We start from the raw sequence: 25,649 nt of genomic DNA on the forward strand, positions 1-25,649 counted from the left end.
CCTGGCGGCCGCCCGCTCCGGTGGTTACGCGGCCGCGTGCTCGCGCGCCGTCCGCACTTCGTACGTCTTCAGGTGGTTGTACGCGATCCGCAGCAGCGACAACGTATCGGCCGCCTGCGGGTCGCGGCGCGCGAGCAGGTCGCCGATCACGTGATCGGCTTCGACACGCGCATGGTTCTCGACGTCGCGCAGCATCGACGCGGTCAGCGGCGACGGCGTCAGCACCATCCGCTGCATCCGCTCGATGGCGGCCGGGTCGGGCCGGTGGCCATTGTGCTCGGCAATCGCGCTGCATTCGCCGAGCATCGTCTCGAGCAGGCGGCGGCCGTCCGGCGCGGCGAGAATGTCGCCCACCGAGCCGCGGAACAGCGACGTGCTCGCGGCGAGCGTCGCGAGGAACACCCATTTTTCCCACATCCGCGCGACCACGTTGTCGCTGAGCGTCGCATCGAACCCCGCGCCGCCGAGCACGTCGGCCACCGCGCGCACGCGCGGCGATTCACCGCCCGCGAGTTCGCCGAAGGTGACCCCGTGCGTGTCGTTCAGGTGCACGATGCGCTGCTCGCGATCGAGCGTCGCCGCGATCACGCACAGCCCGCCGAGCATCTGAGCCGCGCCGAACCGGTCGCGCAGCACGTCGAGATGACGCATCCCGTTGAGCATCGGCAGGATCAGCGTCTGCGGGCCGACGAACGGCGCGAACGACTGAATTGCATCGTCGAGGCTGTATGCCTTGCAGCTCAGCAGCACGAGGTCGAACGGCGCGACGCCGGCAGCCGCGTCGCCCGCGCGCACGGTCTGCACGTTCGCGAGCGTCAGGTCGCCGCGCGGGCTGCGGATCAGCAGCCCGTCGCGCGCCAGCGCGGCCGCGCGGCCGTCGCGCACCAGGAACGTCACATCGCGCCCCGCCGCGGCCAGCCGGCCGCCGAAATACCCGCCGACCGCGCCGGCCCCTACCACCAGAATTCGCATCGTTGCCTCCTTTCGGTTTCATTCGCCGCCGCGCCACCGAGCCGGGCCCGCAGCGCACACGCCATTGCCCCGTGAGTATAGCGACACCCGTTATGCATATGCATAGATACCCTTGTCGGGATTAGAGGGATGCGTCCACGGTACCGGTTCCTAGGGATAACCCGTCTACGGTGACGCCCGTCGGACGCCGTCAAGACACTTACCCCGTCACGCCGTTCCGGGGAGCATCCACGACTGACCGACCACACACCATGCGCAACCTTTCCCTGAATCAGAAACTCGCCTCGATGATCGTCATCCTCTGGCTCGGCCTGCTTGTGATCGCCGGACTCGGCGCATGGCAGACGCGCGCATCGATGATCACGGACCGCCGCGAACAGCTCGCATCGCTGGTCGCGCAGGCCGCGAGCGTGACCGACCATTTTTACAAGCTGTCGCAGCAGAACGCGCTGCCGGAAGCCGAAGCGAAGCAGAAGGCGATCGAGGCGATCGCCGCGATGCGCCACGGCGCCGACGGCTACATCTCGATCAACGACTCGAAGCCGGTGATCGTGATGCATCCGATCAAGTCCGAGCTCAACGGCAAGGACGTGTCGAATTTCACCGATCCGAACGGCAAGCACCTGTTCGTCGAGATCGTGAAGGCCGGCAACCTGGAGGGCGGCAAGGGCTTCGTCGAGTATCTGTGGCCGAAGCCGGGCGCCGACAAGCCGCAGGACAAAACCAGCGCGGTGCAGCGCTTCGCGCCATGGGACTGGTATCTCGTGACCGGCATGTACATGAACGACGTCCGCTCGGCCGTGCTCGAAAGCGTCGGTCGCTGGCTCGCGATGACGGCCGTGCTCGGCGGGATCGCGACCGCCGTGATGGTGCTGGTGCTGAAGAGCGTGCGCGCGAACCTCGGCGGCGAGCTGGAGGTGGCGCTCGACGCCGCGCAGCGCATCGCGCAGGGCGACCTGACCGCGCGCGTGACCGTGAAGCAGGACGATCGCGGCAGCCTGCTGCATGCGCTGCACACGATGCAGGGCGGGCTGATCGACATGGTGTCGCGCGTGCGGATGGGCACCGAGAACATCAACGTCGGCGCGAGCGAGATCGCGTCCGGCAACACGGACCTGTCGCAGCGCACCGAGGAACAGGCGGCCGCGCTCGTCCAGACCGCGTCGAGCATGGACCAGATGACCGCGAACGTGAAGCAGAACGCGGACAGCGCCGCGCAGGCCGCGTCGCTCGCCGATCAGGCCGCGCAGGTGGCGACGCGCGGCAGCGCGGTGGTCGACGACGTCGTGCGCACGATGAACGAGATCACCGACCGCTCGCACAAGATCGGCGACATCATCGGGGTGATCGACGGGATCGCGTTCCAGACCAACATCCTCGCGCTGAACGCGGCGGTTGAGGCTGCGCGTGCCGGCGAACAGGGTCGCGGCTTCGCGGTGGTCGCGGCCGAGGTGCGCTCGCTCGCGCAACGCTCGGCGACGGCGGCGAAGGAGATCAAGTCGCTGATCGTGTCGTCGAACGAGACCGTCGAGCAAGGCGCGGCGCTCGTCACGCACGCAGGCGAGACGATGGCCGAGATCGTGCAGTCGGTGCGGCGCGTGAACGAGATCCTCGACGAGATCAGCCATGCGTCGCGCGAACAGAGCGCCGGGATCGAGCAGGTCAATCGCGCGGTGGGCGAGATGGACCAGGTGACGCAGCAGAACGCGGCGCTCGTCGAGGAAGCCGCGGCCGCCGCGCATTCGCTGCGCGATCAGGCCGAGGCGTTGCGGGATGCGGTGACGCGGTTTGCGTTGCCGGCCTGACGGCGGCCGCCCGGCGCACGCGTGCTCACGCGGCGCGGCCGGGCCGTGACGCGGTCAGGCCAGTGCCAAGCCCCAACCCCGCCGCACGCTGGATCAACTCGACGTCGTTGCTCACACCAAGCTTCTTCATCGCACTGATCTTCTGCGCGCTGACCGTCTGCTTGCCCTTGCTCAGACGCTGCGCGATCGTCTTGATCGGCACCCCCGACAGATACAGGCGAATGACCTCGATCTCGCGCGCCGACAGCTTCACGGGCGCCTCGCCGCGCTCGCCGAATGCATCGACCGCGCGCCTGATGAGCGGCGACAGGTAACGCCCGCCGCTGTAGCTCGAATGAATGGCCGTGACGATATGGCCGACCTCGTCGAACTTGCTGACGATGCTCACGCCGCCGATCGCGAGGATCGACCCGAAGATCAGCGGATTCTCGTTCGCGACCAGCGCGACGATCCCGACGTTCGGACGCGTGCGCCGCAGCCAGTCGAACAGCGCGAGGCCGTCCATCTGCTCGTCTGCCCGGATCGCATAGTCGACCAGCACGACATCGCAGTCGACGCCGCCGAGCGACGCGACCAGTTCGGCCACGCTCCGGTACACCGCGACGATCTCGATCGCACAGCCGCTGCCGGCGACCTGCTCGATGCCGGCCAGCGTCAACGGCCAGTCGTACGCGAAAACGACGCGAACATTGAATTTCCTCATGCGCAGTTCCAGGTGATTCATCGGCCGCGCGACACGGGGCACGCACGGCCGATTTGGCGTTGAAAGGACATTCAGGCTATTTTTAGCCTGAATGACGATTCTATGAAGCTGCGCGCAGGCGGGCTATCGGACGGCATCGGGATCGGCCGCCGGAGACGTAATACGAGTTTGATATTTGCGCCGGTTCGAACGCCCGACACGAGGCGCCGGTCGCCACGGACATCCGCCGAATGGCCAGCGTGGCGGCCGATCCGGGCCAAGCGACCGGCCAGCAGGTAAAATCGACGCCTTTGCATCCCGCGCCGGGCCACCGGCGGCGAGCGACGCGCCGATGCCGGCCGCGCGCCACCGCCCGCTTGCCGGCTGCCCGTACCCCCGCTTTCCCCATGACCGAATCCGACCTGCAACCCGACGACACCTCCATCCACGAAGACGGCCTCTGGCGCGACAACGGCTGGACGGCCCGCATCATCAAGAACGAAGACGACGACGGCTGGGCCGTCGAGATGATCAAGGACGGCGAGTCCGAGCCCGCGCTCGTCGGGCCGTGGACCATGGGCCGCGACAAGAAGAACCCGAAGCCGATGGACGCGAACGCGTTCCGCACGCTCGTGAAGACCGCGACCGAGGTGCTGATGCGGCACGAGCAGCAGCGGCGCGCGATGCTGCACAAGGAAGTGACGGTTCAGGGCGAGGACGACCAGGATGTGTCGGTGACGCTCGACATCGTGCCGGACGAATTCGAGCCGTACGCGCAGCTCAAGGCATTCGATCCGTATGGCGAGCTGCTGGCCGAAGCGAAGGTGTCGGCCGGGTTCAAGCTCAACAAGGCCAGCGCCGAGCGCTGGGTCGCATCGGGCTTCGAGCGGCCGGCCGCCTGATTGCGCGCCGCGCGCTCAGGCGCCGGCGCCCTGCCGTGCGCGCCGCAACCGGCGCGCCGCCAGCTTGCGCCGCACGAGCTGTTCGAACTGCTGCGTCGCGACCGCCGGGTCGCGCGCGGCCAGCCCGAGCGCGTTGCGCACGAGCTGGATCGGCGTCAGCACGAGGCCCCACGGCACCCCCCACCAGCCGAACGCGGCCGAAGCCAGCAGCGCGACCGCCTGCTTCCTGCGGCCGCAACGCCGGCAGCACACATGGCGTCGCGTCGCCCAGCGCGTGACGAACAGCAGCGACACCACGCGATGCGACGCATGGACATCCACCGGCAGGTCGTCGCGACCGCAGATCGGGCATGGCCCGTAACGCCAGTCGTGCACGTACTCCCAGACTTTCGCATCGGGCACCCGTTCCGCCTCGACGACGATCGGATGCGCTTGCGCGCACGCCGCACGGCAATAGCGGCGGCCGTCGATCGACCGCCCGCCGGCCAGGAACGTCCTGCCGCAGTGACTGCACTCTGCCACGGTAACCTCGGATAAGCGTGATGCGCCGCGTGCCGGCCGCGCGCAGCATGGCTGCACCGGCGGTCCGGACGGGCCGTTTACTGTCTTAACGGCCGGCATCGCGCGGTCTTGAGCGGCGGTTTGCCGCCGCGCGTCAGGCGTGCAGCCCGTGCGCGGTCATCAGCCGGTACAGCGTCGCGCGCGAGATGCCCAGCTCGGCCGCCACGTCCGCATGCTGGTGGCGGTGGCGCATCAGCGTTTCCTCGATCGCGTGCCGCTCGGCCTGCCGGCGCGCTTCCGCGAGCGTCGGCGGCCGCCGCGACGTGTACGGGTGCAGTTCGAGATCCGCGGCCGAGATCATCGGGCCGTTCGTCATCACGACCGCGAACCGGATCCGGTTGATCAGCTCGCGCACGTTGCCGGGCCATGGGTAGTTGTGGATCGCTTCGATCGCGCACGGCATGAAGCCGCGAATCCGGTGCGAACTGTCACCGCGATAGCGCCGCAGCACGTGGTCGGCGAGCAGCATGATGTCGCGGCCGCGCACGCGCAGCGGCGGCTCGTCGATGCGCAGCACGCACAGGCGGTAGTACAGGTCGGCACGGAACCGCCCCGCCTGCATCGCGGCCTCGAGATCGACGTGGGTCGCCGACACGATCCGCACGTCCACCGGAATCGACGCGTGCCCGCCGAGCCGCTCGATCGTGCCTTCCTGAAGGAAGCGCAGCAGGCTCGCCTGGCTCTCGAACGGCATGTCGCCGATTTCGTCGAGAAACAGCGTGCCGCCGTGCGCGGCCTCGATCCGGCCGATCTTGCGCTGGTGCGCGCCCGTGAACGCGCCGCGCTCGTGGCCGAACAGCTCGGCCTGCAGCAGCGTCGGCGGAATGGCCGCGCAGTTCACGGCGACGAAGGGCGCGTCGGCGCGCAACGACTGCTGGTGGATCGCCGCCGCCGTCAGCTCCTTGCCGGTGCCGGATTCGCCGGCGACGAAGACGGTGGCGTCCGTGTTCGCGACCTTGCGGATCGTCGCGAACAGCCGGCGCATGGCGTTGCACGAGCCGATCATCGTGCCGCCGGGGGGCGCCGCAGCGGCGTCCGGGCTGCCGTCCGCGAGCTTCAGCATCCCGTATGCATGGCCGACCAGATAGCCGATCGTCGTATAGGCGTTCGCATTGCGCACGTAGTCGAAGCAGCAGTGGCGAATCAGGCGCGCGACGGTGAGATCCCGCAGCCGCTCATGGTCGGCGAGCGCGACCCAGCCGACGCGCGGATCGCGCAGCAGCGTTTCGAACGACATGACGTCGAGCGACGCGAAGCTGCCGAAATCGACGATGCCCGCATGCGGGCGGTTCACCCTGACGAGATTCAGTGCGTCCGCAACGGTTTTCGCGCGCCACACGTCCCAGCCGCGCGACGCGAGGCAGTCGACGAGCGCGGCATCGTGCTGCTGCGACAGGTAGACGAGTGGCCGCGGCGGTACGACATGGTTGCGCCGGACGGCAACGAACGGCGCCGGTCCCGCCTCGCGTTCGAGATCCTGCGGGCCCGACACCCTGATCTGGCAGCAATGGTTCACGATGGCCTCGTCGCTTGGATAGGTGGTCGAAACGGCCGTTGCCGGATCGCGCGGGGCGGGACATCGTGGTCCCGCGGCGCAGCGCCGGGCCGTCCTCGGATTGACGTTTCGTTATCGGCAGAACACGACGCGCTGCGTGTAGATCTGCGGCTCGACGACCGGCTTCGCGGCACGGTTGAGGTCGTCACGATAGGCGCGGTAAGTCTTGCCGTTCACCGTCACCTCCGTCGCAGGGGCCGTCTCGATCGAGCCGAGCCCGTTGCGCTGCCACCCGCTCACCCGCTCCGCCGCCGTCACGGTCGACTCGCCGGCGATCTTCTGCGTGATCGCGCTGCCGTCGCTCCATGGCTGCGTCTGCATGTCCTCGGCATGCTGCATCGCGCCGATCGTCTTGCCGGTCGATATCGGCCCCTTCTGCGCTTCGAACGGCGCGCCACGGCCGTACACCGGCGATTGCCACGACGGGGCGTGACCTTCCTCCGGCATCATGTAGATCATCTGCGGATCACCGATCATCATCATCGGCGCGCATGCCGTGTTGTCGGCGCGACCGAGCGTCGACAGCGCCTGCTGAACGCTCACGGCGTTCGCGGCGGTCTGCTCGCCCAGGATCACGAAGACCGCCGGGTTCTGAAATACCGACTGCGCCGCGGCTTGTGCGCTGTACAACAACAGAGCGACCAAAAAGATCCTCATGATTGAGGCCTCCTTGCATCCTCGTCAGGCAAAAAGAGGTGTTGACCTCGGGGATGGGATCAACACCCGTCAAACAGGCAACGACCGTCGGGCATCGGGTTCGAACGTCTCCCGTGCGACCGGTGTTCCGGTCACACGGGAAACCGATCCGCGTGCTTACGACGACGTGCTCGTCGAGATGACGGCCGGAGCCGGCACGACCGGTGCAGCCGGGGCCGCCTGCTGGTCGACCGAAGCCGGCGGCAATGCTTGCGCCGGATCGGACAACGCCGGCATGTCGGCGGGCTGCGCAGCCGCGGCTTCCGGCGCCTTCGCGTCGGCGGCCGGCATGTCGGCAGGCGCCGCAGCGACGGCAGGCTGCGCGGCTTCCGGTGCGGGCGCTTCCGCGGCGACCGGCGCCGGCTCGGCGGCCTTTGCATCGGCTGCCGGCGCGGGCATCGCGGCTTCAGCCGCGGGCGCCGCGACGACGGCTGCCGCCGGCGTCGGGTCCGCAGCCGGCGCGGCAGCGGCCTGCGCTGCGTTGTCGGTCGCGGCCGGCATCGGCTCCGGCGCCTTGTCGGCGACGGGCTGCACGGGTTCCGGTGCCTTGTCAGCGACTGCCGGTGCGGGTTCCGGTGCCTTGTCAGCGACTGCCGGTGCCGGTTCCGGTGCCTTGTCGGCGACCGCCGGTGCCGGTTCCGGTGCCTTGTCGGCCACCACCGGTGCGGGTTCGGGCGCCTTGTCGGCCACCACCGGTGCGGGTTCCGGTGCCTTGTCGGCGACCGGCTGCACGGGCTCGGGTGCCTTCGTGTCGGCGACCGGTGTGGCAGGCGCCTGCGATGCCTTGTCCGCGACTGCCGGTGCGGCGATCACGGCGGCAGCCGGCACGGCCGCCATCGCAGCCGCCGGGATGACCGACGCTGCAGGTGCGGCAGCTACCGCGGGTGCTGCGGCTACGGCCGGCGCTGCGGCTGCAACGGCGGGAACTGCTACGGCCGGTGCGGCCGCAACAGCAGGCGCTGCCACTGCCGGCGCAGCAGCTGCGACAGCCGGCGCAGCGGCAACCGGCGCCATCGACGGCACGGGCACAGGTACCGGCACCGACACGGGTGCTGCCTGCACAAAATTCGTCGCCACCGGACGGGGCTGCGCCGGCGCCGGCGCGGCAGCGCCGAGCGGCGGCAAGCCCATGCGGTCGCGCACGATCGGATCGCGATACTTCACGTCGTCGGCGACCGTCGCTTCCACGCTCGGCGCCACGTTCGAACGGGCGAGCGGCGCGGTCGTGCCCGGGCACAGGTGCCCGGTCGCTTCCACCGCACGCCGGTTCGCGTCGCTCTGGCAGAGCAGCGCGAGCGCCACGTCGGTCAGGCCCATCGCGCGGAATTCACGCGCATCGAGACGTCGCACGCAGGCCTGGTCGACCAGCGTCGTGCCGCCCGTCGCGCCGAACCCCGGGAACGACACGCCGACGCTCACCGAGCCCATGCAGGTATCGGACAGCGTGGTCGTCAGCCCCGGCGCCTGGATCGAGGGGTTCGTCTTGATCGTCTGCGTCCCGGAGTAATTGACGTTTTCCGAGGTCTGGGTGTTGTACGGGTTGGTGCCGGGTGCGCCTGACGACTGGAGCGAACTGACGCTCTGCGGCGTCACGTTCGAACCGCCACTCGTGCCGGACGGCATCGTCACGTTCACGTTCACGCTCGAATTGCCGCTGCCGCGAACCCCGCTGGAGCTGGTGGCATTGCCGCCGCGCGAGCTCGTGGTGTTCGTGTTCATGCTCGAGCCGCCGCCCTGGCTGATGGCCGTCGACGAGGTCGACGACTGCGAGCTCGAAGTCGAGTCGGCGGTTTGCGCCTGGGCGCCGATCGTGGTCATCGCGAACATCGCAGCGCATGCCACCTTGATCCTGTTGCTGTTCATTTCACTCTCCGGACGAGGTTTGACCTCCCACCCAGGCAACCGTACTAGTTCCCCTGATTCCCTTCAGCTTTGCCTGCTTCCCCGAACTGTTTCCAGCCGTTGCCCAGCTGGGACCATGAGCCTGCCGACATGCCCTGCCACTGCTGGGCGTCGGGTCCGCCGATGGCACTGCCCGAAGAAAGCGTTTGTTGTTCTGACGGTTTGGTTGTCTGGTCAGGTTTGTTTGACGTCTGCAAATTCGATTGCACGTCGTCGGCAATACGGTCAGCGCCATACGCCGTCAGAGACGCGAGCATCAGAGCGGCGGCAATCAGTTTCTGCTTCATGCCAACTCCTTACGTGACAACAATGTGGGGAAAAGAGACCAGCGTCGCTGGGAAACTGGCCCCCCCACACCTGACTAATGACTGCTTCCGGTCGCACTTGAACTGCCCTGGCTTCCGCCCGCCGCGGACGGCGAGCCGGCCGGACCGGTACTCCACACGGTCGACGAGTTGTAGTGATTCGAACCCGTGATCGCGCCTGACCCACCACTGCCGGTCAGCCCAGCGGCACCCGCGTTGGCATAGCCCTGGTCGTTCGCGCTCGAAGCCGTGTAGTGATTCGCACCGAGTACGATCGTGGCACTCACCCCTCCCGATAGCGCATTCGCGTTCTCGTTCGTTTTGCTGTTTCCACCGTTCGAGGCTGCGGCACCGATACCGCCGCCTGCCGCGTACGCGCCCCCGTTCAAGCCTGAACCACTGGCCGTCGAGGTCGAGTTGTGGAAGGCAGATGCCGTACCGACGGAACCAGCGGGTGTCACCGTACTGCCAGCGCTTGCACCCGCCGTCGAAGTCGAGTTGCTGGTATAGCTGCCGGACCCGACCAGCACCGAACCGGAAACACCCGACGCAACGGATTGCGTCTGGTTGGTCGTGGACAGTCCCGCGGCCATGGCAGCCGACGACAAGACGGTGAGCGCTGTCGCTAATATCACGTTGGCTTTCATAGCAATCCCTTGCTGTGATGAAGTTCGGCGGTGGCGGAGCCGGGCCTGCCCCCCATCGGACGAAACCCGGCATCCGTACCGCCAGCCAATGACGAACGCTACGCGTCGCGGCTTAGTGGTGATACGTCCAGCCGATCGAACCGGCATTCGCGCCGCTGCTGCCAGTCGCTTGTGCTCCACCGAAGCCGAAGCCGCCAACCGTCGACGTTTGGGTGTGGTTCGTGTACGAGATCGAACCGCTGCCCGGGCCGCCGGCCAGTGCGCCGGCTGCACCGAGTGCCGAGCCGGAATCGGTCGCGGAGAAATGACCGAACCCTGCGACCCCAGCCATCGTCGAACCGCCGCTCGACGAATTGCTGCTCGACACCGTGCCGCTGCCGGCAAACGCTGCACCCGAAACCGCCAGAACTGCTGCTGCAATCAGAAGCTTCTTCATGGTCGACTCCAAAACGGCGTGGACGGAGTGAATCGGGAAGATCGCACGCCATCGATCCTCCCGACTTGAGCAATCCTCAAAATTAAGGATCACTATCCAATCAATAAAATCTCATTGCCTTTTAAATCAAGTTTTTTGCGATTTTGGCCAAACGAAGCTTAGCTTCGAGATTTTTGGTTATCCAAATTTTTTTGGTAGGTGTTTTCTATTATTTTTATGAACATTGGTCTTGCATCGAAAACACCATTGCTTGATGAACCGGAACGATGCGCACATCTTTCCGGCTTGCGATATTCGATACCCCGCCGGACGGCATGTCATGAATCGACATCCCGCTTCCGGAATCGAAAATTCGCGAATACATTAACCACCGCAAATTGCAGCGCCGCTTGAAATACACCTTTTACACGGGCGACAAGGGCCTGCATTGCAGCCGGGTGGCGTGTGTTCTCCCTGAGCTATCGACGAAGCGTCTTCCGGATAATCCGGCCGACAGGCTGTTCGATCTAATCCGGCCGGCGCCGGCATGGGCCACGCACGATCGGAGCGGCCCTGCATGGCCGAGGACGAATCGGCATCACGCTGTCCGGCACGAACAGCCTGATCCATCCGGGTGAACTGAATGAGAGCGAGTACCGCTGTCGCCCGACTGCCGTGCGGCGCGACAACCGCGCCAGCACGCGGCGCGCGCGGCGGGCAAGAAACCGGGACAGCGCAACCCGCGAAGCTGGCACAGCGTCGCGAGCATCACCCCGGCCTTTCCGACTACCCCATTGATGCGCAAAGTACGCACCGATCAAGCTACTGCTTATGGTCTTCATCGCCGTTTCCCCGACTGCTTATTGACGAGTTGGCCGCCCCACCGCTTTGTTACATCGTTTCAGCCGCCCGCCGGTGCGTCCAATACCGCAAGCAGCGTGCCACGCGATATTCCACCGCAGCTTGCGCGCGGCACACGCCCGCCACGGCGGCCCGCAGCACCTGAAACGGCATTTTTTGTTTCAGGAATGTATCGCAATAACAGTCTGACACCCGCTCCAATCGTTGAGCGCCGCAACGCAATCTCCGGATTAGACGGACGAATCCGGCCCGCAGGCCCGCACCGGGCGGCCAGATGAACGAGTGTTTCAAACTTGAGAACCGGGCTGCCGCGCAAGGCCGGCGGCGCGGGCATTTCCGCCTGCAAACCGGGGGGCGCGGCATGTGCGCCCCCTTCCTGCGCCATCACAAACGAGAATCGATTCGCCCGACACCGCGCACCGAAAGCCCGATACGGCAGCCTCCGGCGAGCCATCGACACGCATTTCTCCTGACGACCGAAACGAATTTGATTCATCCGTGAAAATACCAACAGGATCACGCACCGCTCGAGAGCCGAAATGGACCGTAACAATGAAAACTTTCGTGACGACGTAATAATTAAAACAAATGAAAAATCGCGCCCCATCATGCCGCCCATCATTTTTTTCACTTTCATTCGCCCCGTCTTTCACGCACCGAATCACCCGATTCTCGGCCCCTTCAGGAAACACTTTTAATCCTTTATCCACGCCTTTCTCATTGATGAAACATTCAAACTCAACACCTGTTTGACGGCGCCATTCCCGCAAAAGCCTGATTTATCGTGCGTTTCGTCGTATCGATTCGCATCGATCCGGCAATTTCCCCGCTCGCTTTTCTGTCCCCACGATACATGCATGAAACAGAAGCGCGCGTATCGCGCGGCAATCGCGCCGTCGCTCCCGTGCGCATCGCGACGGCATCGTTCATGGCATGCCGATTGCCTGATCTCCGGCTCTCACCGAGCGGCACGCCGAGGCACAAGATCACGGACGGCGGCCTGCTCGTCAATCAGCGTATCGGGGAAAAGGCGATGAAGATCACCACCGGTCGATCGGCGTGCGCGTCGTTCAAGCATCAACGGGGTAGTCGGCGAAACCGGAGCGCCTGTCGCGGCGCTTCGTCGACCTCGGCCCATGCGAGCCGGCGCTTGCCGAAGCGCTACCCGTGCGGCGGGATGGAACGCGTGCGCACCGCCGTCGAGCAAATCGACGTGTGGTTCCTCGAGCTGCTCGACGAAGGTGAAAGCCATGAATGACCGGGTCGCGCTCGAGACGCGCGCCGGTCAGCGCGTCCTGGTGACGGGCGGCGCCGGCTTTCTCGGCAGCTACGTATGCGAACGCCTGGTCATGGAAGGCGCGTCCGTCACGTGCATCGACAGCCTGCTGACGGGGCGCAAGCTCAACGTCGCCGACCTGAAGGCGTCCGGCCGCTTCGAATTCGTGAAGGGCGACGTCTCGCTCGGCCTGCCGCAACTGCAGGTGGACGAGATCTGGAATCTCGCGTGCGCGGCATCGCCGCCCACCTACCAGGTCGATCCCGTTCATACGATGATGACCAACGTGCTCGGCATGAACCACTGCCTCATGCTCGCGCGCAAGACGGGCGCACGCGTGTTCCAGGCGTCGACCAGCGAGATCTACGGCGACCCGGACGTGCACCCGCAGACGGAAACCTATCGCGGCAACGTGAACACGATCGGCCCGCGCGCGTGCTACGACGAAGGCAAACGCGCGGCCGAGGCGCTGTGCTACGACTACTACCGCACGCACGGCATCGACGTGCGTGTCGCGCGCATCTTCAACACCTACGGCCCTCGGATGTCGCCGCGCGACGGCCGCGTCGTGTCGAACTTCATCGTCGGCGCACTCCACGGCGCGCCGCTCGAGATCTACGGCGACGGCCGGCAGACCCGCTCGTTCTGCTTCGCCAGCGACCTGATCGACGGCTTCTTCTGCCTGATGAGCGCCGAGCGCAACGTCGGCACGCCGGTCAACATCGGCAACCCCGGCGAATTCACGATGATCGAGCTCGCGGAGAAAGTGCTCGCGATGACGGGCTCGACATCGGAGATCGTGTTCCGGCCGCTGCCGATCGACGATCCGCATCAGCGCAAGCCCGACATCTCGGTCGCGTCGGCCGAGCTGGGCTGGCGGCCGGCCATCGATCTCGACGAAGGGCTGCGCCGGACCGTCGACTATTTCAGCCGTGAACTGTGGCTCGAGCCCGTGCTGCGCGTGACCGGGGCCACGGCATGAAAGTGCTCGTGACAGGCGGAGCGGGCTATATCGGCAGCCATACCTGCAAGGCGCTCGCGGCAGCAGGACACGAACCGGTCGCCTACGACAACCTGTCGACCGGCCATCGCGACGCGGTTCGCTGGGGGCCGCTCGTCGCGGCCGACATTCTCGACCGCGACGCGCTGTCGAAGGCGTTCGCCGCGCATCGGCCCGACGTCGTGATTCATTTCGCCGCACTCGCTTACGTCGGCGATTCGGTGCTCGCGCCCGACCGCTATTACACGGTCAACGTCACCGGCACCTGCACGCTGCTGAGCGCGATGCACGCGGCGGGCATCGGCAGGATCGTGATGTCGTCGTCGTGCGCGACCTACGGCGTTCCGGACGGGCTGCCGATCTCGGAGCGCATGCCGCAGCACCCGATCAATCCGTACGGCTTCACGAAGTACGCGATGGAACGGATGGCCGCCGATTTCGAGCGCGCGTATGGGCTGAAGTGGGTCGCGCTGCGCTACTTCAACGCGGCCGGCGCGGACCCGGACGGCGAGATCGGCGAATGCCACGAACCGGAAACGCACGCGCTGCCGCTCGCGATTCGCGCGGCACTCGGAATCGGCCCTGCGTTCCAGGTGATGGGCACCGACTACCCGACGCCCGACGGCTCGGCGATTCGCGACTACGTGCATGTGAGCGACCTCGCCGACGCGCACCTGAAAGCGACCGCCTATCTGTGCGGCGGCGGCCACAGCGTCGCCCTGAATCTCGGCACCGGCCAAGGAACGTCGGTGCTCGACGCCCTGCGCGCCGTCGAAGCCGTGACGGGCCGGCGCGTACCGACGGTAACGACCGCGCGCCGCCCGGGCGACCCGCCCGAGCTGTACGCCGACGCCACGAAAGCCGCGCTCGTGCTCGGCTGGCGGCCGCGTTTCACCGCGATCGAACCGATGGTCGAACACGCCGCGGCGTGGTTTCAGAAAGCACTGCAATTCGAATCCGGCAATTGAGCCAGTTTCCTTGAACGCCACGCAGGGGAATCACCATGAAGGTACGGATCGCCATCGTCGGCACGGGCTACGTCGGGCTGGTCAGCGGCGCGTGCTTTGCGGATCTCGGGCATGACGTCGTCTGCATCGACAACGATCGCGGCAAGATCGACGCGCTGAACGAAGGCCGCATGCCGATCTACGAACCGGGCCTCGACGCCGTCGTCGCCCGCAACGTCGAACGCGGCACGCTGCGCTTCAGCAGCGACCTCGCGGCGAGCGTGCGCGATCGCGACGCGGTATTCATCGCGGTCGGCACGCCGACGCTGCCGGGCACCGACCAGGCGGACCTGCGGTACGTCGAGGCGGCCGCGCGCGAGATCGCGTCGAACCTGACCGGCTTCGCGGTCGTCGTCACGAAGTCGACGGTGCCGGTCGGCACCAACCGGATCGTCAAGCGGATCGTCGAACGCTGCGCGCCGGACGGCATCGACGCGGCGATCGCATCGAATCCGGAATTCCTGCGCGAAGGCTCGGCGATCGACGATTTCATGCACCCGGACCGCGTCGTGTTCGGCGCCGAGCATCCGCGTGCGATCGAGATCATGACGGCCATCTATGCGCCGCTGGAAGCGATGGGCCATCTCGTGCTCGCGACCGAGATCGAAACGGCCGAACTCGTGAAATACGCGGCGAATGCGTTCCTCGCGGTGAAGATCAGCTACATCAACGAGATCTCGGACCTGTGCGAAGCCGTCGGCGCCGATGTCGAGCTGGTCGCGAACGGGATGGGCCTCGACCGCCGCATCGGCGCGTCGTTCCTGAAGGCCGGCCCCGGCTGGGGCGGCTCGTGCTTCCCGAAGGACACGCGCGCGCTGAAGGCGACGGCTTCCGAACATGCGGTGCCGCTGCGCATCGTCAGCGCGGCGATCGAATCGAATGCGCTGCGCAAGGAGCAGATCCTGCGCCGCATCGAGAAAGCCTGCGGCGGCTCGATCAAGGACAAGCGCATCGCGGTGCTCGGCCTCACGTTCAAAGGCCAGACCGACGACGTGCGCGAAAGCCCGAGCATCGACGTGATCCAGCTGCTCGTCGGCGCGGGCGCGCATATCCGCGCGTACGACCCGGCGCGTCCGCACGAAGCGTCGCGACTGCTGCCGCAAGTCTTCATGGAAGGCTCCGCGATCGACGCGGTGCGCAGCGCGGACGCCGTCGTCGTGATGACGGAATGGAAAGCGTTCGAGGCACTCGATCTCGCCGACCTCGCGGATCACATGGCCGATCCCGTGATGCTCGACATGCGCAACCTGTTCAGCGAACGGCTCGCCGTCGACAGCGGCTTTCGCCGCTACGAGCGCGTGGGCCGCGCGTGCGGCGAACGCATGCCGGCCGCCCCGGCACCGGAACAACCGCCTGCCAGCGAGGACACCCGGCTGCCACGCGGCCTGCTTCAAGACTGATGATCTGACCTTGACGGGAGAGCACCATGAAGAAGCTGGTTGCGTCGCTTGCGGGCGGCCTTGCGCCGGATACCGCCGACACCAACGATGCCGCCGGTGCCGACGCGGATCGCGCCGCATCGACGAGCGCGGACGTGCCGCTCGTCGTCCCGTTGATGGACAGCGGCACCCGCATCGTCTTCCACCTCCTCGCGCTGGCCTGGTTCGTCGCGCTGGGCATCTTCTGGCGCTGGTGGTTGCGCGACGAGCACTACGTCGACGCCTTCCGCTTCGGCGTCAACTGCTTCGTGCTGTTCTGGACTACCTTCATTCCCGGCTACTTCATCTTCATCATCCGCTCGGCGGTCGTGCCGAACCCCGCGCTGCCGGTGCCGCGCGACTGGCGCGTCGCGATGGTCGTCACCAAGGCGCCGTCCGAGCCGTTCGACATCGTCCGCACGACGCTGCTGGCGATGCTCGACCAGACCTACCCGCACGATACATGGCTCGCCGATGAAGACCCGTCGCCCGAGACGCTCGACTGGTGCCGCGAACACGGTGTATTCGTGTCGACGCGGCGCGGCATCGCCGCGTACCACCGGACGAGCTGGCCGCGCCGGACCCAGTGCAAGGAAGGCAATCTCGCGTACTTCTACGACAGGGTCGGCTACGACCACTACGATTTCGTGTCGCAGCTCGACGCCGATCATGTGCCGACCCGCACCTATCTCGAGGAGATGCTGCGGCCGTTCATCGATCCGGCAGTCGGCTACGTGTCGGCGCCGAGCATCTGCGACAGCAATGCGGCCATGAGCTGGAGCGCACGCGGGCGCGTGAACGTCGAGGGGCCGCTGCACGGCACGATGCAGGCCGGCTATGCGGGCGGCCTCGCGCCGCTGTGCATCGGCTCGCACTATGCGGTGCGCTGCCGCGCGCTGCGCGAGATCGGCGGGCTCGGGCCCGAGCTCGCCGAGGATCACTCGACCACGATGATCTTCAATTCGAAGGGCTGGCGCGGCATGCATGCGCTGAACGCGATCGCGAACGGCGAAGGGCCGCGCACGTTCGGCGACCTGGCCACGCAGGAATTCCAGTGGTCCAAGAGCGTGATGATCATCATGCTGCGCTACACGCGCCACTATTTCATGGGGCTGCCGCTGAAGCTGAAGGCACAGTTCCTGTTCTGCCAGATGTGGTACCCGCTGTGCGCGCTCGCGATGGCCGGCGGCGTCGTGATTCCAGTCGTCGCGCTGCTGACCGGCCGCGTGTGGGCGCACGTCGACTACCTCACGTACCTCACCTACGCGCTGCCGCTGGCCGTGCTGCTGCTGTGCGTCGTGACCTGGGCCACGCATTCGACCCAGTCGTGCCGCCCGCTGAATACGAAACTGCTGTCGTGGGAAGGCCTGTCGTTCGTGTTCGCACGCTGGCCGTGGGTCGTGCTCGGCTGCGTGTCGGCGGTGCTCGACTGCGTGCGCGGCAAGGAATTTCCGTTCAAGGTCACGCCGAAGGGCGGCGCGATCGAACAGGACGCGCCGCTGCGCGTGGTCGCCCCGTATCTGCTGATCTCGCTGTTCTGCAGCCTGCCCGTCGTCACGGTCGAGGATCCGCGCAACGCCGCCGGCTTCTATCTGTTCTCGACGCTGACGAGCATCCTGTATCTGATGATCGCGGCCGTCGTCGCGGTGAATCACGGCCGGGAGCAAGGGCTCGCGTGGTCGGCGTTCAGGCAGATGTTCTTCAGCCGCCTGCCCGTGCGCAACGCGCTGTTCGTGATCGCGCTCGCAATGCTGCTGTCGGGCATCGGGCTGCGCGCGCCGAAAGGCTGGCAGGCGATGATGTGGCGCTCGGGTTTGCCGGCCGTGGTCGCGCCCGTGCCGGGCGAACCGGTGAAGCAGCCCGAACTCGGCGCCTACGATCCCGAGAACACGCTCGCGGGTGAGCGGAATCTCGCGTTCGACCATGTGTTCGTGTCGTGGAACGCACCCGACATCCGCGCGGAAATCGACGATGCGTACCGGCGCGCGCAGGCGCGCAACCGCGCGCTGATGCTGACCGTCGAGCCCTGGGCGGCCAGCGACACGCGGCAACGCGCGCTGCTCGACGATATCGCGCACGGCCGCTACGACGCGCGGATCGCGGCCACCTGTTCGGCGCTGGCCGCGTTGAAGCACCCCGTGTTCGTGCGCTGGGGCCACGAGATGGAGGCCGACACCGGGCGCTATCCGTGGGCCATCGGCGATGCATCGGCTTACGTGCAGGCGTACCGGCGGGTCGTGACCGCCTGCCGCGCGATGACCGACCAGATCCGCTTCGTGTGGTCGCCGGCCGGCAACCGGAACCTCGACGACTATTTCCCGGGCCGCGGCTATGTGGACGACATCGGCCTGTCCGTGTTCGACTGCCCGCGCTGCGCGAGCTGGCCGGCCGGCGGCCACGCGTCCGCCGCGAGCATCCTGCGGACCAAGTACGAGCGGGTGGCCGACTACGGGCTGCCGGTGATGGTCACGGAGCTCGGCGTCGACGGGTCGAGTTCGCGCAAGCGCGAGGCACTCGACGAATTCCAGCGGTCGCTGTGGCGCTATCCGCTGCTGAAGGCCGTGGTGTATTTCAACGCGGTCGATACGCCCGGCGCGTGGCCCGTGCATTACGTGCCGGACTGGCGGATCGCGCCGGCCTTCCTGCAGACGACGGTGGTCGCCAGGTGACCGGCACGGCGAGCGACGGCGCGCCGGCTTTCAGCGATCGGCCGTCAGCCGAGCAGTTCCTTCCTGCGCAACTGCACGACGTCGCGCATCGGCGGCGCGCCGAACAGCCGGCTGTATTCGCGGCTGAACTGCGACGCGCTTTCGTAGCCGACGACGGCGGCCACCGACCCGACGTCGCCGCCCTGCCGCAACAGCAGCCGCCGCGCCTCGTGCAGCCGCAGCTGCTTCTGGTACTGCAGCGGGCTCAGCGTCGTCACGTGCTTGAAATGATGATGCAGCGACGACACGCTCATGTTGACCGCCTGCGCGAGCGACTCGACGCGCATCGGTTCGGCGAAGTGGTCGCGGATCCATTCGATCGCGCGGGCGATCCGGTGCGTCTGGCTGCCCGCGATCGCCATGTGCCGCAGCCGCGTGCCCTGCCCGCTCGTCATCAGCCGGTACAGCAGTTCCTTTTCGATCAGCGGCGCGACGACCGCAATGTCGGCCGGCGTATCGAGCAGCCGCATCAGCCGCAGCGCGGCATCGAGCAGCGGCGGCGTCAGCTCGGCGAGCGCGATCCCCTCGCCTTCGGGGCCCGCGTCCGGTTCGGGCAGCCGCATCTCGGCCGCGAGCTCGACGATGCGCTGCGGATCGAGCGTCAGCGACAGGCACAAATACGGCGCGTCCGGCGACGCGCTCGTCACGCGCGACAGGATCGGCAAGTCAATGGAGGTAATCAGGCAATTCTGCGCGTCGTACTCGTAAGCCTGACCGGCCACGATCACGCGCTTCGAGCCCTGCGCGGCGATCACGAGCGCGGCCCGCGACACGCCGCAGCCGAGATCGACCGGCCGCGTGTGCCGGTGCAGCATCAAACCCGGCACGGCCGTTGAATGCGAGCCGTCCGCGGGCGCGAAGCGGCTGATCAGCGTCGCCAGCTCGCGCTGCCCGGATGCGCGCGACGCCACGATATCGGTCATGTCCATGACGCTTCCTCGATCAATTTCCTCATGTCGCGGGAGCATAGCGAAACCGCCCGCCGCCTGCCGGGGATTTGCAGGATTGTTCAATAAATTTGCAGGATTGGGTAGACGCAAAAACCGATGCCTCGCGCACACTCAGGGCCTGCTCACGCTCATAGCGGGCTTGCGAACGTGCGTTGCCGGTCGTAGTGCAAGGAGTGAGGAGCGCCGTTTGGCCGAGCCAAACAAGCGACGATCGACGCCGCAATACGGCCGGCAACGCACGTTCCCCTGTTTTGGGTAAATTCATTCGTGGGGCTGGCCCCCAGAAGGGCCGATCGCGGCGTCATGCTCCTTGCGAATACGTCGAGTATTCGCTGCGTCGCATTCCTTGCGCTCGGCCCTTCTGGGGGCCAGCGCAAGCCCGCTATGAGCGTGAGCAGACCCTGTGACCGGGCGCATGCCGGGTTATCCCCCACGGAGACAATCACAATGCCTACCTCCTTTGTCCTGAACGGCAAGAACGTCACGCTCGACGCCGATCCGTCGATGCCCGTCCTCTGGGCGATTCGCGAACACGCGGGACTGACCGGCACGAAATTCGGCTGCGGCATGGCGCAGTGCGGCGCGTGCACCGTGCATCTCGAAGGCCAGGCCGTCCGCTCGTGCGTGCTGCCGCTCGCCGGCATCGCGGGCAAGCACGTCACGACGATCGAAGGCCTGCAGAGCAAGCCCGCGCAGGCCGTGCAGGCCGCCTGGGTCAAGCTCCAGGTGCCGCAGTGCGGCTACTGCCAGTCCGGCCAGATCATGTCGGCCACCGCGCTGCTCGAACAGAACCCGAAGCCGACCGACGCGGACATCGACGCCGCGATGAACGGCAACCTGTGCCGCTGTGCGACCTACGCCCGCATCCGGGCGGCGATCCACGACGCGGCCGCGACGCTGGGAGCCTGACCATGACGATCGAACTCGACAACACCGGGTCGGTGCGTCCGTCGCGCCGCACGTTCCTGAAGGCCGCGGGCGCCGCGGCCGCCGTCAGCCTGACCATCGGCTTCGACTTCAGCGGCTTCGGCCGCCGCGCGCTCGCCGCGCCCGCGCCGGCCGCCGATTTCGCGCCGAATGCATTCCTGCGCATCACGCCCGACGGCACCGTCACCGTCATCGCGAAGCACGTCGAAATGGGCCAGGGCGCGTATACGGGCATCGCGACGATCGTCGCCGAGGAGCTCGACGCCGACTGGTCGCACGTGCGCGTCGAAAGCGCGCCGGCCGATGCGAAACGCTACGCGAACCTCGCGTTCGGCACGATGCAGGGGACGGGCGGCAGCTCGGCCATGTCGAACTCGTGGCAGCAACTGCGCGAAGCCGGCGGCAAGGCCCGCGCGATGCTGGTATCGGCCGCGGCGGCCCGCTGGAAGGTGCCGGCGAGCGAGCTGACGACCGCCAATGGCGTCGTCACCCATGCGAAGAGCGGCAAGACGGCCGCGTACGGCACGCTCGTCGCCGATGCGTCGAAGCTGCCGGTGCCGGACAAGGTCACGCTGAAGCAGCCGGCCGATTTCAAGCTGATCGGTCACCCCATTCCGCGCGTCGACGCGTCGGCCAAATCGAACGGCACCGCGCATTTCACGCTCGACACGACCGTCCCCGGGATGCGCGTCGCGCTGCTGCAGCGCCCGCCCCGCTTCGGCGCGAAGGTGAAGTCGTTCGATGCGACGGCGGCCAAGGCCGTGCCGGGCGTCGTGTCGGTCGTGCAGGTGCCGGGCGGCGTCGCCGTCGTCGGCACCGGCTTCTGGGCCGCGAAGCAGGGCCGCGACGCACTGAAGATCGAATGGGACGAAACGAACGCCGAAAAGCGCGGCTCGGACGAGATCATGCGCGAATACCGGCAGCTCGCCGACAAGCCGGGCACGTCGGCGCGCAAGGACGGCGATGCCGACGCGGCGATCACGGGCGCGGCGCGCAAGATCAGCGCGACGTACGAATTCCCGTATCTCGCGCACGCGCCGATGGAGCCGCTCGACGCGGTCGTCAAGCTGACGGCGAACAGCTGCGAAATCTGGGCCGGCGACCAGTTCCAGACCGTCGACCAGGCCAACGCGGCCCGGACGGCCGGCCTGAAGCCCGAGCAGGTGCAGATCCACACGCTGTACGCGGGCGGCAGCTTCGGCCGGCGCGCGAACGCGTGGTCGGACTACGTGGTCGAGGCCGTGTCGATCGCCAAGGCGCTCGGCGCGGACGGCAAGCCCGTGAAGCTGCAGTGGACCCGCGAGGACGACATCCAGGGCGGCTTCTACCGGCCGATGTACTTCCACAAGCTCGACGCGGGGCTGACCGCGGACGGCAAGCTGGTCGGCTGGCGCCACCGGATCGTCGGCCAGTCGATCCTCGCCGGCACGCCGTTCGAGGCATTCATGGTGAAGAACGGCGTGGATGCGACCTCGGTCGAGGGCGCGGCGAACCTGCCGTACGCGGTGCCGAACGTGTCGGTCGAGCTCACCACCACCAAGGTCGGCCTGCCCGTGCTGTGGTGGCGCGTGGTCGGCAGCTCGCACACGGCGTACGCGGTCGAGGCGTTCATCGACGAAGCCGCGCACACGGCGGGCAAGGATCCGTACGCGTTCCGCCGCGACCTGCTCGCGAAGGAGCCGCGCATGCGCGCGGTGCTGGATCTCGCCGCGCAGAAGGCCGGCTGGGACCCGGCCAAGCCGCTGCCGAAGGGCCGTGGGCGCGGGATCGCGGTCGCCGAAGCGTTCAAGAGCTATGTCGCGCAGGTGGCCGAGGTGTCGGTCGACGCGGACGGCAAGGTGAAGGTCGAGCGCGTGGTGTGCGCGGTCGATTGCGGGATCGCGATCAATCCCGACATCGTCGCCGCGCAGATGGAGGGCGGCATCGGCTTCGGGCTCGGCGCGGCGATGCACAGCGCGATCACGCTGAAGGACGGCCAGGTCGAGCAGCGCAACTTCGACGGGTACCACGTGCTGCGGATGGCCGAGATGCCGAAGGTCGAGGTGCATATCGTGCCGTCGGCCGAAGCGCCGACCGGGGTCGGCGAGCCGGGCGTCGCGCCGATCGGGCCGGCGGTCGCGAACGCGATCTTCGCGGCGACGGGCAAGCGGCATTACGTGCTGCCGTTCGATTCGGCGGATAGCGCGAAGGCTTGAGGATGGGCCGGAACGCCGGCCGCGGGGCGCAGACGTCTCGCGGCCGGCGTTTTCAAGCACCTCGCGGAAGACGTAACGCTGGCTGGAACCGAGGCTCGATGGCACGCCTCAACGGCAACGCTCACTCCAGCTCGACTTCAGGCCAGAGCCTCGGAAAGAGAAAACGGAGGCCGCTCAGCGGTAATCCAAAGGACAGTTCACCGCGATGCGATGGCGAAGTCAGCAGTCCACAATCCAGCAGCGAACGGACGATTCGGCGCGCCAATACATCGCTCACGCCGAGCATCTGGGCAAATTCCGCTCGTGTGACCGTTCGGCGCAGTGCCACGAACTCCATGGCCAGCGCCGCGGCTTCCGGTTTGATGACCGATTTTTCCGAACTGATGGTCCATGGATTGGCCTCTAGGTATCGCAGCAGATCCATCAATCGTCCGGTCACCCCCTCGAACTCCGTCATATGCACCATGAAACCAACCTGGTCCTGACAGCACTCGAGAAAGAACCGTGCAAATTTGACCAGCCCTTCCTGGGACAGATTGCCCCGGCCGTCCAGATCGTTGCGCCTCGTTTGGTCGGCCTCGCTCAGCCTGACGTAATACTGTTCATGTTCTCGTGCCAGCCCCCGGAGTGGCGACCAAAGACCATGGGTCAGATCCGCAGCGCGTAGTCCGAGATGCGAATGCAGACGCGCGACCCGGCCGTTGCCATCCATGAACGGGTGCACCCAGGTCAAACGATGATGCGAACAGGCGATACCGATCAGTTGATACTCTTTGGCACGAATGCGGGCATAACGTGTCGCCCAGGCCTGGAGCAACGGCTCGACCATCTCGGGCTCCGGTGCCAGATGACGCCCTACCGTCACGTCCGCGCGGCGAAATTCGCCCGGAACGATGGCTTTCCCTTCACTGGTCAGTCGTTCATCGACTGGCAAACCGGAGAAGAAGCGATCGTGAATGGCCGAAATTCGCGCCGGCTCAAAAAGTGCGGCAACCGGCAGCGTTCGCCATTCCTCCTCGAGCGCCGCTTCCGTCGCGATATGCGCGACCGCGAAGCGTTGTTTCTTGCGCTCGACAATATCGGTCGAATAATCCCGATGCAGCGCAGCCTCGATCTTGGCGGGCGTTGTGTGCTGCCCTTCGATCTTGTTCGTGTAGTACGAATTCATGGCGCGCAACTGCGGCACGAGCGCGGCGGCCAGCGGAGTATCGCGTATGGCAAGCAACCGATGTGATGAGTCGACGAGCTCGCCGGCCTGCTCTAGCAGCGGATCGAGTACGCGATCCTCGGGAAATAGCGGTTCGAAGGTAGCGACTGTGGTCATGCTTCCCTGTCGGGTTCAATGTAGGGTTCCGTGTCGGCAATTATAACCACTTATGTTACTGATTTATATCAACTTTTTGCCTTATCGTGTCGGGTTGAATGTAGGGTTCCATGTAGGGTTCGATTTGCCGACCTCGCACCTGCGCCGCGACGTGTTCCTCATGCCATTCCCCCGCCTCGCCCCACACGTTACGTCGGACGTAACGCCCGTAACGTCGCCCGCCGATGCTACGTAACAATCCTTCACGGTTGTCCCGCCCCGTTTTCTCTACGCCCCGCGCCTTCCGTTAAAAATTCTTTTAAATTCAAGGCTGCCGCGCCGCCTGCGCTGGCGCCGCCCCCGGTCGATCCCCGACGATCCGCTCCCTGGCCCGGAAGTTGCAGCACAGGACCCGCAAACACTCCTTTATGGACATGCGAGGGCCACCATGGATTGCAAATACCTGTACATCGACAACATAAAAATCAACTTCGTGCGCCGCACGATCGAAATCGACAACAAGATCATTGATGTCACGCCGCGTGAATTCGACGTCGTCGAATTCCTGCTCGACAACATGAACAAGATCGTGCCGCGGCAGGCAATCCAGGAAGCCGTGTGGGGCCGTGAACTCGGCGTGTCGTCGCGCACGCTCGACACCCATATCTCGCGTATCCGTTCGAAGCTGAAGCTCGATCACGACAAGAACCTGCGGATCATCCCGATCTACGCAGTCGGCTATCGTCTCGTGCTGTTCGGTGCGGCGATGACGCACGTCGAGCGCCACGAAGCCGCGCCGATCCTGCGCGTGGCGCCGCAGGCCGTGATGGCGGCCGACTACGCGTGACGCTTTCCCCGCGCCGCCCGCACGCGGCGCGCCGGCCACGCTCCCCCCACCGCGCTGCGGCGATCCGCAGCGCCTCGCGGCCCGCCCGTCGGGCGCGGCCTGCACGCCGCCCGGCCCGCCAGCCAGTCGCGACCCGACCGCCGCCTCCGGGCGGCGGTCGCTTTTGAGCGGCGGCAGCCGAACGTCCTCGCGCGTCACGCTTCGCCGCGCCCGCACCGTCCATCGCCGCCCATGCCACCGTCCATGCCCGTGACGACGGATTCCGGCGTGACACGCGGCCTTCGTCGTCCCTACAATCGACGCAGCAGCCGCGCGCCCTCCGCGCCGCCGGCCCCCGGAACGAACGGAATGACCATGAAGATCCGCGCGTCGCGAACCGTTGTCGCCTGCCTGTATGCGCTGGTTGCGCTCGTGTGCGCCACGCCGCCACCCGTTGCGCATGCAGCCGACGACGACGCGCTGCACGTCGCGTCGATGACGCCCGGCAATCCCGATGAAGGCAGCGCCGGGCGCGACACGCCGCCCGCACGCCAACGACGGATGGATGCCGCCGCGACCACCCCGCCCGAACGCGCACGCCGGCAGGCGTCGCCCGCGGCGTCCGCCGATCCGCCTTCGTGCCATGCGCGGCCCGTGATGACGATGTGCCGCGGCCTGCACTCGAACGCCGCGAAGCAGCGCTGCATGCGCTGCCTCGACGAGTGACGACGCGCAG

General features: G+C 66.8%; 22 protein-coding genes and 1 pseudogene. 11 read left to right on the top strand and 12 right to left on the bottom strand.

Annotated elements, in window-relative coordinates:
• Window positions 1-24: 24 nt before the first annotated feature.
• Entirely contained in the window at window positions 25-972 is a 948-nt protein-coding gene (gene panE, locus LGM89_RS02810; RefSeq protein ID WP_226272219.1) for a 2-dehydropantoate 2-reductase, read from the bottom strand.
• A 251-nt stretch (window positions 973-1,223) separates the two neighbouring features.
• Here panE and LGM89_RS02815 point away from each other — a divergent pair, with 251 nt between their 5' ends.
• The gene (locus tag LGM89_RS02815; RefSeq protein ID WP_226202607.1) at window positions 1,224-2,777 is read left to right on the top strand and encodes a methyl-accepting chemotaxis protein; all 1,554 of its coding nucleotides are present in this window, start codon (window positions 1,224-1,226) and stop codon (window positions 2,775-2,777) included.
• A 25-nt stretch (window positions 2,778-2,802) separates the two neighbouring features.
• Here LGM89_RS02815 and LGM89_RS02820 read toward each other — a convergent pair whose 3' ends face one another.
• Window positions 2,803-3,480 carry a response regulator transcription factor gene (locus tag LGM89_RS02820; RefSeq protein ID WP_226272220.1) on the bottom strand — a complete coding sequence of 226 codons (678 nt, stop codon included), beginning with the start codon at window positions 3,478-3,480 and terminating at the stop codon, window positions 2,803-2,805.
• Between the two features lie 386 nt (window positions 3,481-3,866).
• Between LGM89_RS02820 and LGM89_RS02825 the strand changes: the two genes are divergently transcribed.
• On the top strand, window positions 3,867-4,361 hold the full coding sequence (locus LGM89_RS02825; protein WP_069252109.1) for a hypothetical protein: 495 nt from the start codon (window positions 3,867-3,869) through the stop codon (window positions 4,359-4,361).
• A 15-nt stretch (window positions 4,362-4,376) separates the two neighbouring features.
• On the opposite strand, the gene LGM89_RS02830 is transcribed toward LGM89_RS02825, so the two are convergent.
• From LGM89_RS02830 to LGM89_RS02865, 8 genes are all read right to left on the bottom strand, one after another.
• Window positions 4,377-4,883, bottom strand: a complete 507-nt coding sequence (locus tag LGM89_RS02830; protein ID WP_089496535.1) for a hypothetical protein — start codon at window positions 4,881-4,883, stop codon at window positions 4,377-4,379.
• Between the two features lie 133 nt (window positions 4,884-5,016).
• Window positions 5,017-6,438: a sigma-54 dependent transcriptional regulator gene (locus tag LGM89_RS02835; RefSeq protein ID WP_089496534.1), complete on the bottom strand. Its 1,422-nt coding sequence runs from the start codon at window positions 6,436-6,438 to the stop codon at window positions 5,017-5,019.
• Window positions 6,439-6,549: 111 nt separating this feature from the next.
• Window positions 6,550-7,134 (bottom strand): hypothetical protein, encoded by a 585-nt coding sequence (locus LGM89_RS02840; protein WP_089496533.1) that lies wholly within the window; start codon window positions 7,132-7,134, stop codon window positions 6,550-6,552.
• Between the two features lie 156 nt (window positions 7,135-7,290).
• Entirely contained in the window at window positions 7,291-9,036 is a 1,746-nt protein-coding gene (locus LGM89_RS02845; RefSeq protein ID WP_226272221.1) for a chemotaxis protein CheA, read from the bottom strand.
• 44 nt (window positions 9,037-9,080) lie between these two features.
• Window positions 9,081-9,362, bottom strand: coding sequence for a hypothetical protein (locus LGM89_RS02850; RefSeq protein ID WP_039360925.1), 282 nt, complete (start codon window positions 9,360-9,362; stop codon window positions 9,081-9,083).
• Between the two features lie 74 nt (window positions 9,363-9,436).
• The gene (locus tag LGM89_RS02855; RefSeq protein ID WP_226202601.1) at window positions 9,437-10,027 is read right to left on the bottom strand and encodes a hypothetical protein; all 591 of its coding nucleotides are present in this window, start codon (window positions 10,025-10,027) and stop codon (window positions 9,437-9,439) included.
• A gap of 112 nt (window positions 10,028-10,139) precedes the next feature.
• On the bottom strand, window positions 10,140-10,463 hold the full coding sequence (locus tag LGM89_RS02860) for a hypothetical protein (protein WP_089496530.1): 324 nt from the start codon (window positions 10,461-10,463) through the stop codon (window positions 10,140-10,142).
• Between the two features lie 880 nt (window positions 10,464-11,343).
• Window positions 11,344-11,940, bottom strand: a complete 597-nt coding sequence (locus tag LGM89_RS02865; protein WP_226272222.1) for a hypothetical protein — start codon at window positions 11,938-11,940, stop codon at window positions 11,344-11,346.
• 147 nt (window positions 11,941-12,087) lie between these two features.
• Between LGM89_RS02865 and LGM89_RS02870 the strand changes: the two genes are divergently transcribed.
• Genes LGM89_RS02870 through LGM89_RS02890 form a run of 5 tightly spaced genes read left to right on the top strand, consistent with a single transcriptional unit; the run spans window position 12,088 to window position 18,673 of the window.
• Entirely contained in the window at window positions 12,088-12,561 is a 474-nt protein-coding gene (locus LGM89_RS02870; RefSeq protein WP_226272223.1) for a hypothetical protein, read from the top strand.
• Window positions 12,554-13,561, top strand: a complete 1,008-nt coding sequence (locus tag LGM89_RS02875; protein WP_226272224.1) for a UDP-glucuronic acid decarboxylase family protein — start codon at window positions 12,554-12,556, stop codon at window positions 13,559-13,561. Before LGM89_RS02870 ends, LGM89_RS02875 begins: the two co-directional genes overlap by 8 nt.
• Window positions 13,558-14,547 carry a UDP-glucose 4-epimerase GalE gene (galE, locus tag LGM89_RS02880; protein ID WP_089496526.1) on the top strand — a complete coding sequence of 330 codons (990 nt, stop codon included), beginning with the start codon at window positions 13,558-13,560 and terminating at the stop codon, window positions 14,545-14,547. Before LGM89_RS02875 ends, galE begins: the two co-directional genes overlap by 4 nt.
• A gap of 35 nt (window positions 14,548-14,582) precedes the next feature.
• A complete protein-coding gene (locus LGM89_RS02885; RefSeq protein WP_226272225.1) occupies window positions 14,583-15,986 on the top strand; it encodes a UDP-glucose dehydrogenase family protein in 1,404 nt (467 codons plus the stop codon).
• A 26-nt stretch (window positions 15,987-16,012) separates the two neighbouring features.
• The gene (locus LGM89_RS02890; protein WP_226272226.1) at window positions 16,013-18,673 is read left to right on the top strand and encodes a glycosyltransferase; all 2,661 of its coding nucleotides are present in this window, start codon (window positions 16,013-16,015) and stop codon (window positions 18,671-18,673) included.
• 44 nt (window positions 18,674-18,717) lie between these two features.
• Here the strand turns inward: LGM89_RS02890 and LGM89_RS02895 are convergent, their stop codons facing one another.
• Window positions 18,718-19,641, bottom strand: a complete 924-nt coding sequence (locus tag LGM89_RS02895; RefSeq protein WP_089475257.1) for an AraC family transcriptional regulator — start codon at window positions 19,639-19,641, stop codon at window positions 18,718-18,720.
• A 468-nt stretch (window positions 19,642-20,109) separates the two neighbouring features.
• On the opposite strand from LGM89_RS02895, the gene LGM89_RS02900 reads away from it, so the two are divergent.
• Window positions 20,110-20,571: a (2Fe-2S)-binding protein gene (locus tag LGM89_RS02900; RefSeq protein WP_006480868.1), complete on the top strand. Its 462-nt coding sequence runs from the start codon at window positions 20,110-20,112 to the stop codon at window positions 20,569-20,571.
• A 2-nt stretch (window positions 20,572-20,573) separates the two neighbouring features.
• Entirely contained in the window at window positions 20,574-22,784 is a 2,211-nt protein-coding gene (locus tag LGM89_RS02905) for a xanthine dehydrogenase family protein molybdopterin-binding subunit (RefSeq protein ID WP_089496523.1), read from the top strand.
• 121 nt (window positions 22,785-22,905) lie between these two features.
• Here LGM89_RS02905 and LGM89_RS02910 read toward each other — a convergent pair whose 3' ends face one another.
• Complete coding sequence (locus tag LGM89_RS02910) at window positions 22,906-24,108, bottom strand: Fic family protein (protein ID WP_226272227.1); 1,203 nt, start codon at window positions 24,106-24,108, stop codon at window positions 22,906-22,908.
• Window positions 24,109-24,535: 427 nt separating this feature from the next.
• Here LGM89_RS02910 and LGM89_RS02915 point away from each other — a divergent pair, with 427 nt between their 5' ends.
• Both LGM89_RS02915 and LGM89_RS02920 read left to right on the top strand, forming a co-directional pair.
• Window positions 24,536-24,934: a winged helix-turn-helix domain-containing protein gene (locus tag LGM89_RS02915; RefSeq protein ID WP_089496522.1), complete on the top strand. Its 399-nt coding sequence runs from the start codon at window positions 24,536-24,538 to the stop codon at window positions 24,932-24,934.
• 513 nt (window positions 24,935-25,447) lie between these two features.
• A pseudogene (locus LGM89_RS02920) lies at window positions 25,448-25,639 on the top strand (lytic transglycosylase); the annotation flags it as partial.
• Between the last annotated feature and the right edge of the window lie 10 nt (window positions 25,640-25,649).

This window comes from Burkholderia sp. AU31624 (assembly GCF_020420065.1).
Classification (GTDB): Bacteria; Pseudomonadota; Gammaproteobacteria; order Burkholderiales; family Burkholderiaceae; genus Burkholderia.

Bases quoted from the DNA above. Each gene is read 5' to 3' on its own strand.
- panE (WP_226272219.1), bottom strand. From the start codon at position 972: ATGCGAATTCTGGTGGTAGGGGCCGGCGCGGTCGGCGGGTATTTCGGC.
- LGM89_RS02815 (WP_226202607.1), top strand. From the start codon at position 1,224: ATGCGCAACCTTTCCCTGAATCAGAAACTCGCCTCGATGATCGTCATC.
- LGM89_RS02820 (WP_226272220.1), bottom strand. From the start codon at position 3,480: ATGAGGAAATTCAATGTTCGCGTCGTTTTCGCGTACGACTGGCCGTTG.
- LGM89_RS02825 (WP_069252109.1), top strand. From the start codon at position 3,867: ATGACCGAATCCGACCTGCAACCCGACGACACCTCCATCCACGAAGAC.
- LGM89_RS02840 (WP_089496533.1), bottom strand. From the start codon at position 7,134: ATGAGGATCTTTTTGGTCGCTCTGTTGTTGTACAGCGCACAAGCCGCG.
- LGM89_RS02845 (WP_226272221.1), bottom strand. From the start codon at position 9,036: ATGAACAGCAACAGGATCAAGGTGGCATGCGCTGCGATGTTCGCGATG.
- LGM89_RS02850 (WP_039360925.1), bottom strand. From the start codon at position 9,362: ATGAAGCAGAAACTGATTGCCGCCGCTCTGATGCTCGCGTCTCTGACG.
- LGM89_RS02855 (WP_226202601.1), bottom strand. From the start codon at position 10,027: ATGAAAGCCAACGTGATATTAGCGACAGCGCTCACCGTCTTGTCGTCG.
- LGM89_RS02860 (WP_089496530.1), bottom strand. From the start codon at position 10,463: ATGAAGAAGCTTCTGATTGCAGCAGCAGTTCTGGCGGTTTCGGGTGCA.
- LGM89_RS02865 (WP_226272222.1), bottom strand. From the start codon at position 11,940: ATGAAAGTGAAAAAAATGATGGGCGGCATGATGGGGCGCGATTTTTCA.
- LGM89_RS02875 (WP_226272224.1), top strand. From the start codon at position 12,554: ATGAATGACCGGGTCGCGCTCGAGACGCGCGCCGGTCAGCGCGTCCTG.
- galE (WP_089496526.1), top strand. From the start codon at position 13,558: ATGAAAGTGCTCGTGACAGGCGGAGCGGGCTATATCGGCAGCCATACC.
- LGM89_RS02885 (WP_226272225.1), top strand. From the start codon at position 14,583: ATGAAGGTACGGATCGCCATCGTCGGCACGGGCTACGTCGGGCTGGTC.
- LGM89_RS02890 (WP_226272226.1), top strand. From the start codon at position 16,013: ATGAAGAAGCTGGTTGCGTCGCTTGCGGGCGGCCTTGCGCCGGATACC.
- LGM89_RS02895 (WP_089475257.1), bottom strand. From the start codon at position 19,641: ATGGACATGACCGATATCGTGGCGTCGCGCGCATCCGGGCAGCGCGAG.
- LGM89_RS02900 (WP_006480868.1), top strand. From the start codon at position 20,110: ATGCCTACCTCCTTTGTCCTGAACGGCAAGAACGTCACGCTCGACGCC.
- LGM89_RS02905 (WP_089496523.1), top strand. From the start codon at position 20,574: ATGACGATCGAACTCGACAACACCGGGTCGGTGCGTCCGTCGCGCCGC.
- LGM89_RS02910 (WP_226272227.1), bottom strand. From the start codon at position 24,108: ATGACCACAGTCGCTACCTTCGAACCGCTATTTCCCGAGGATCGCGTA.
- LGM89_RS02915 (WP_089496522.1), top strand. From the start codon at position 24,536: ATGGATTGCAAATACCTGTACATCGACAACATAAAAATCAACTTCGTG.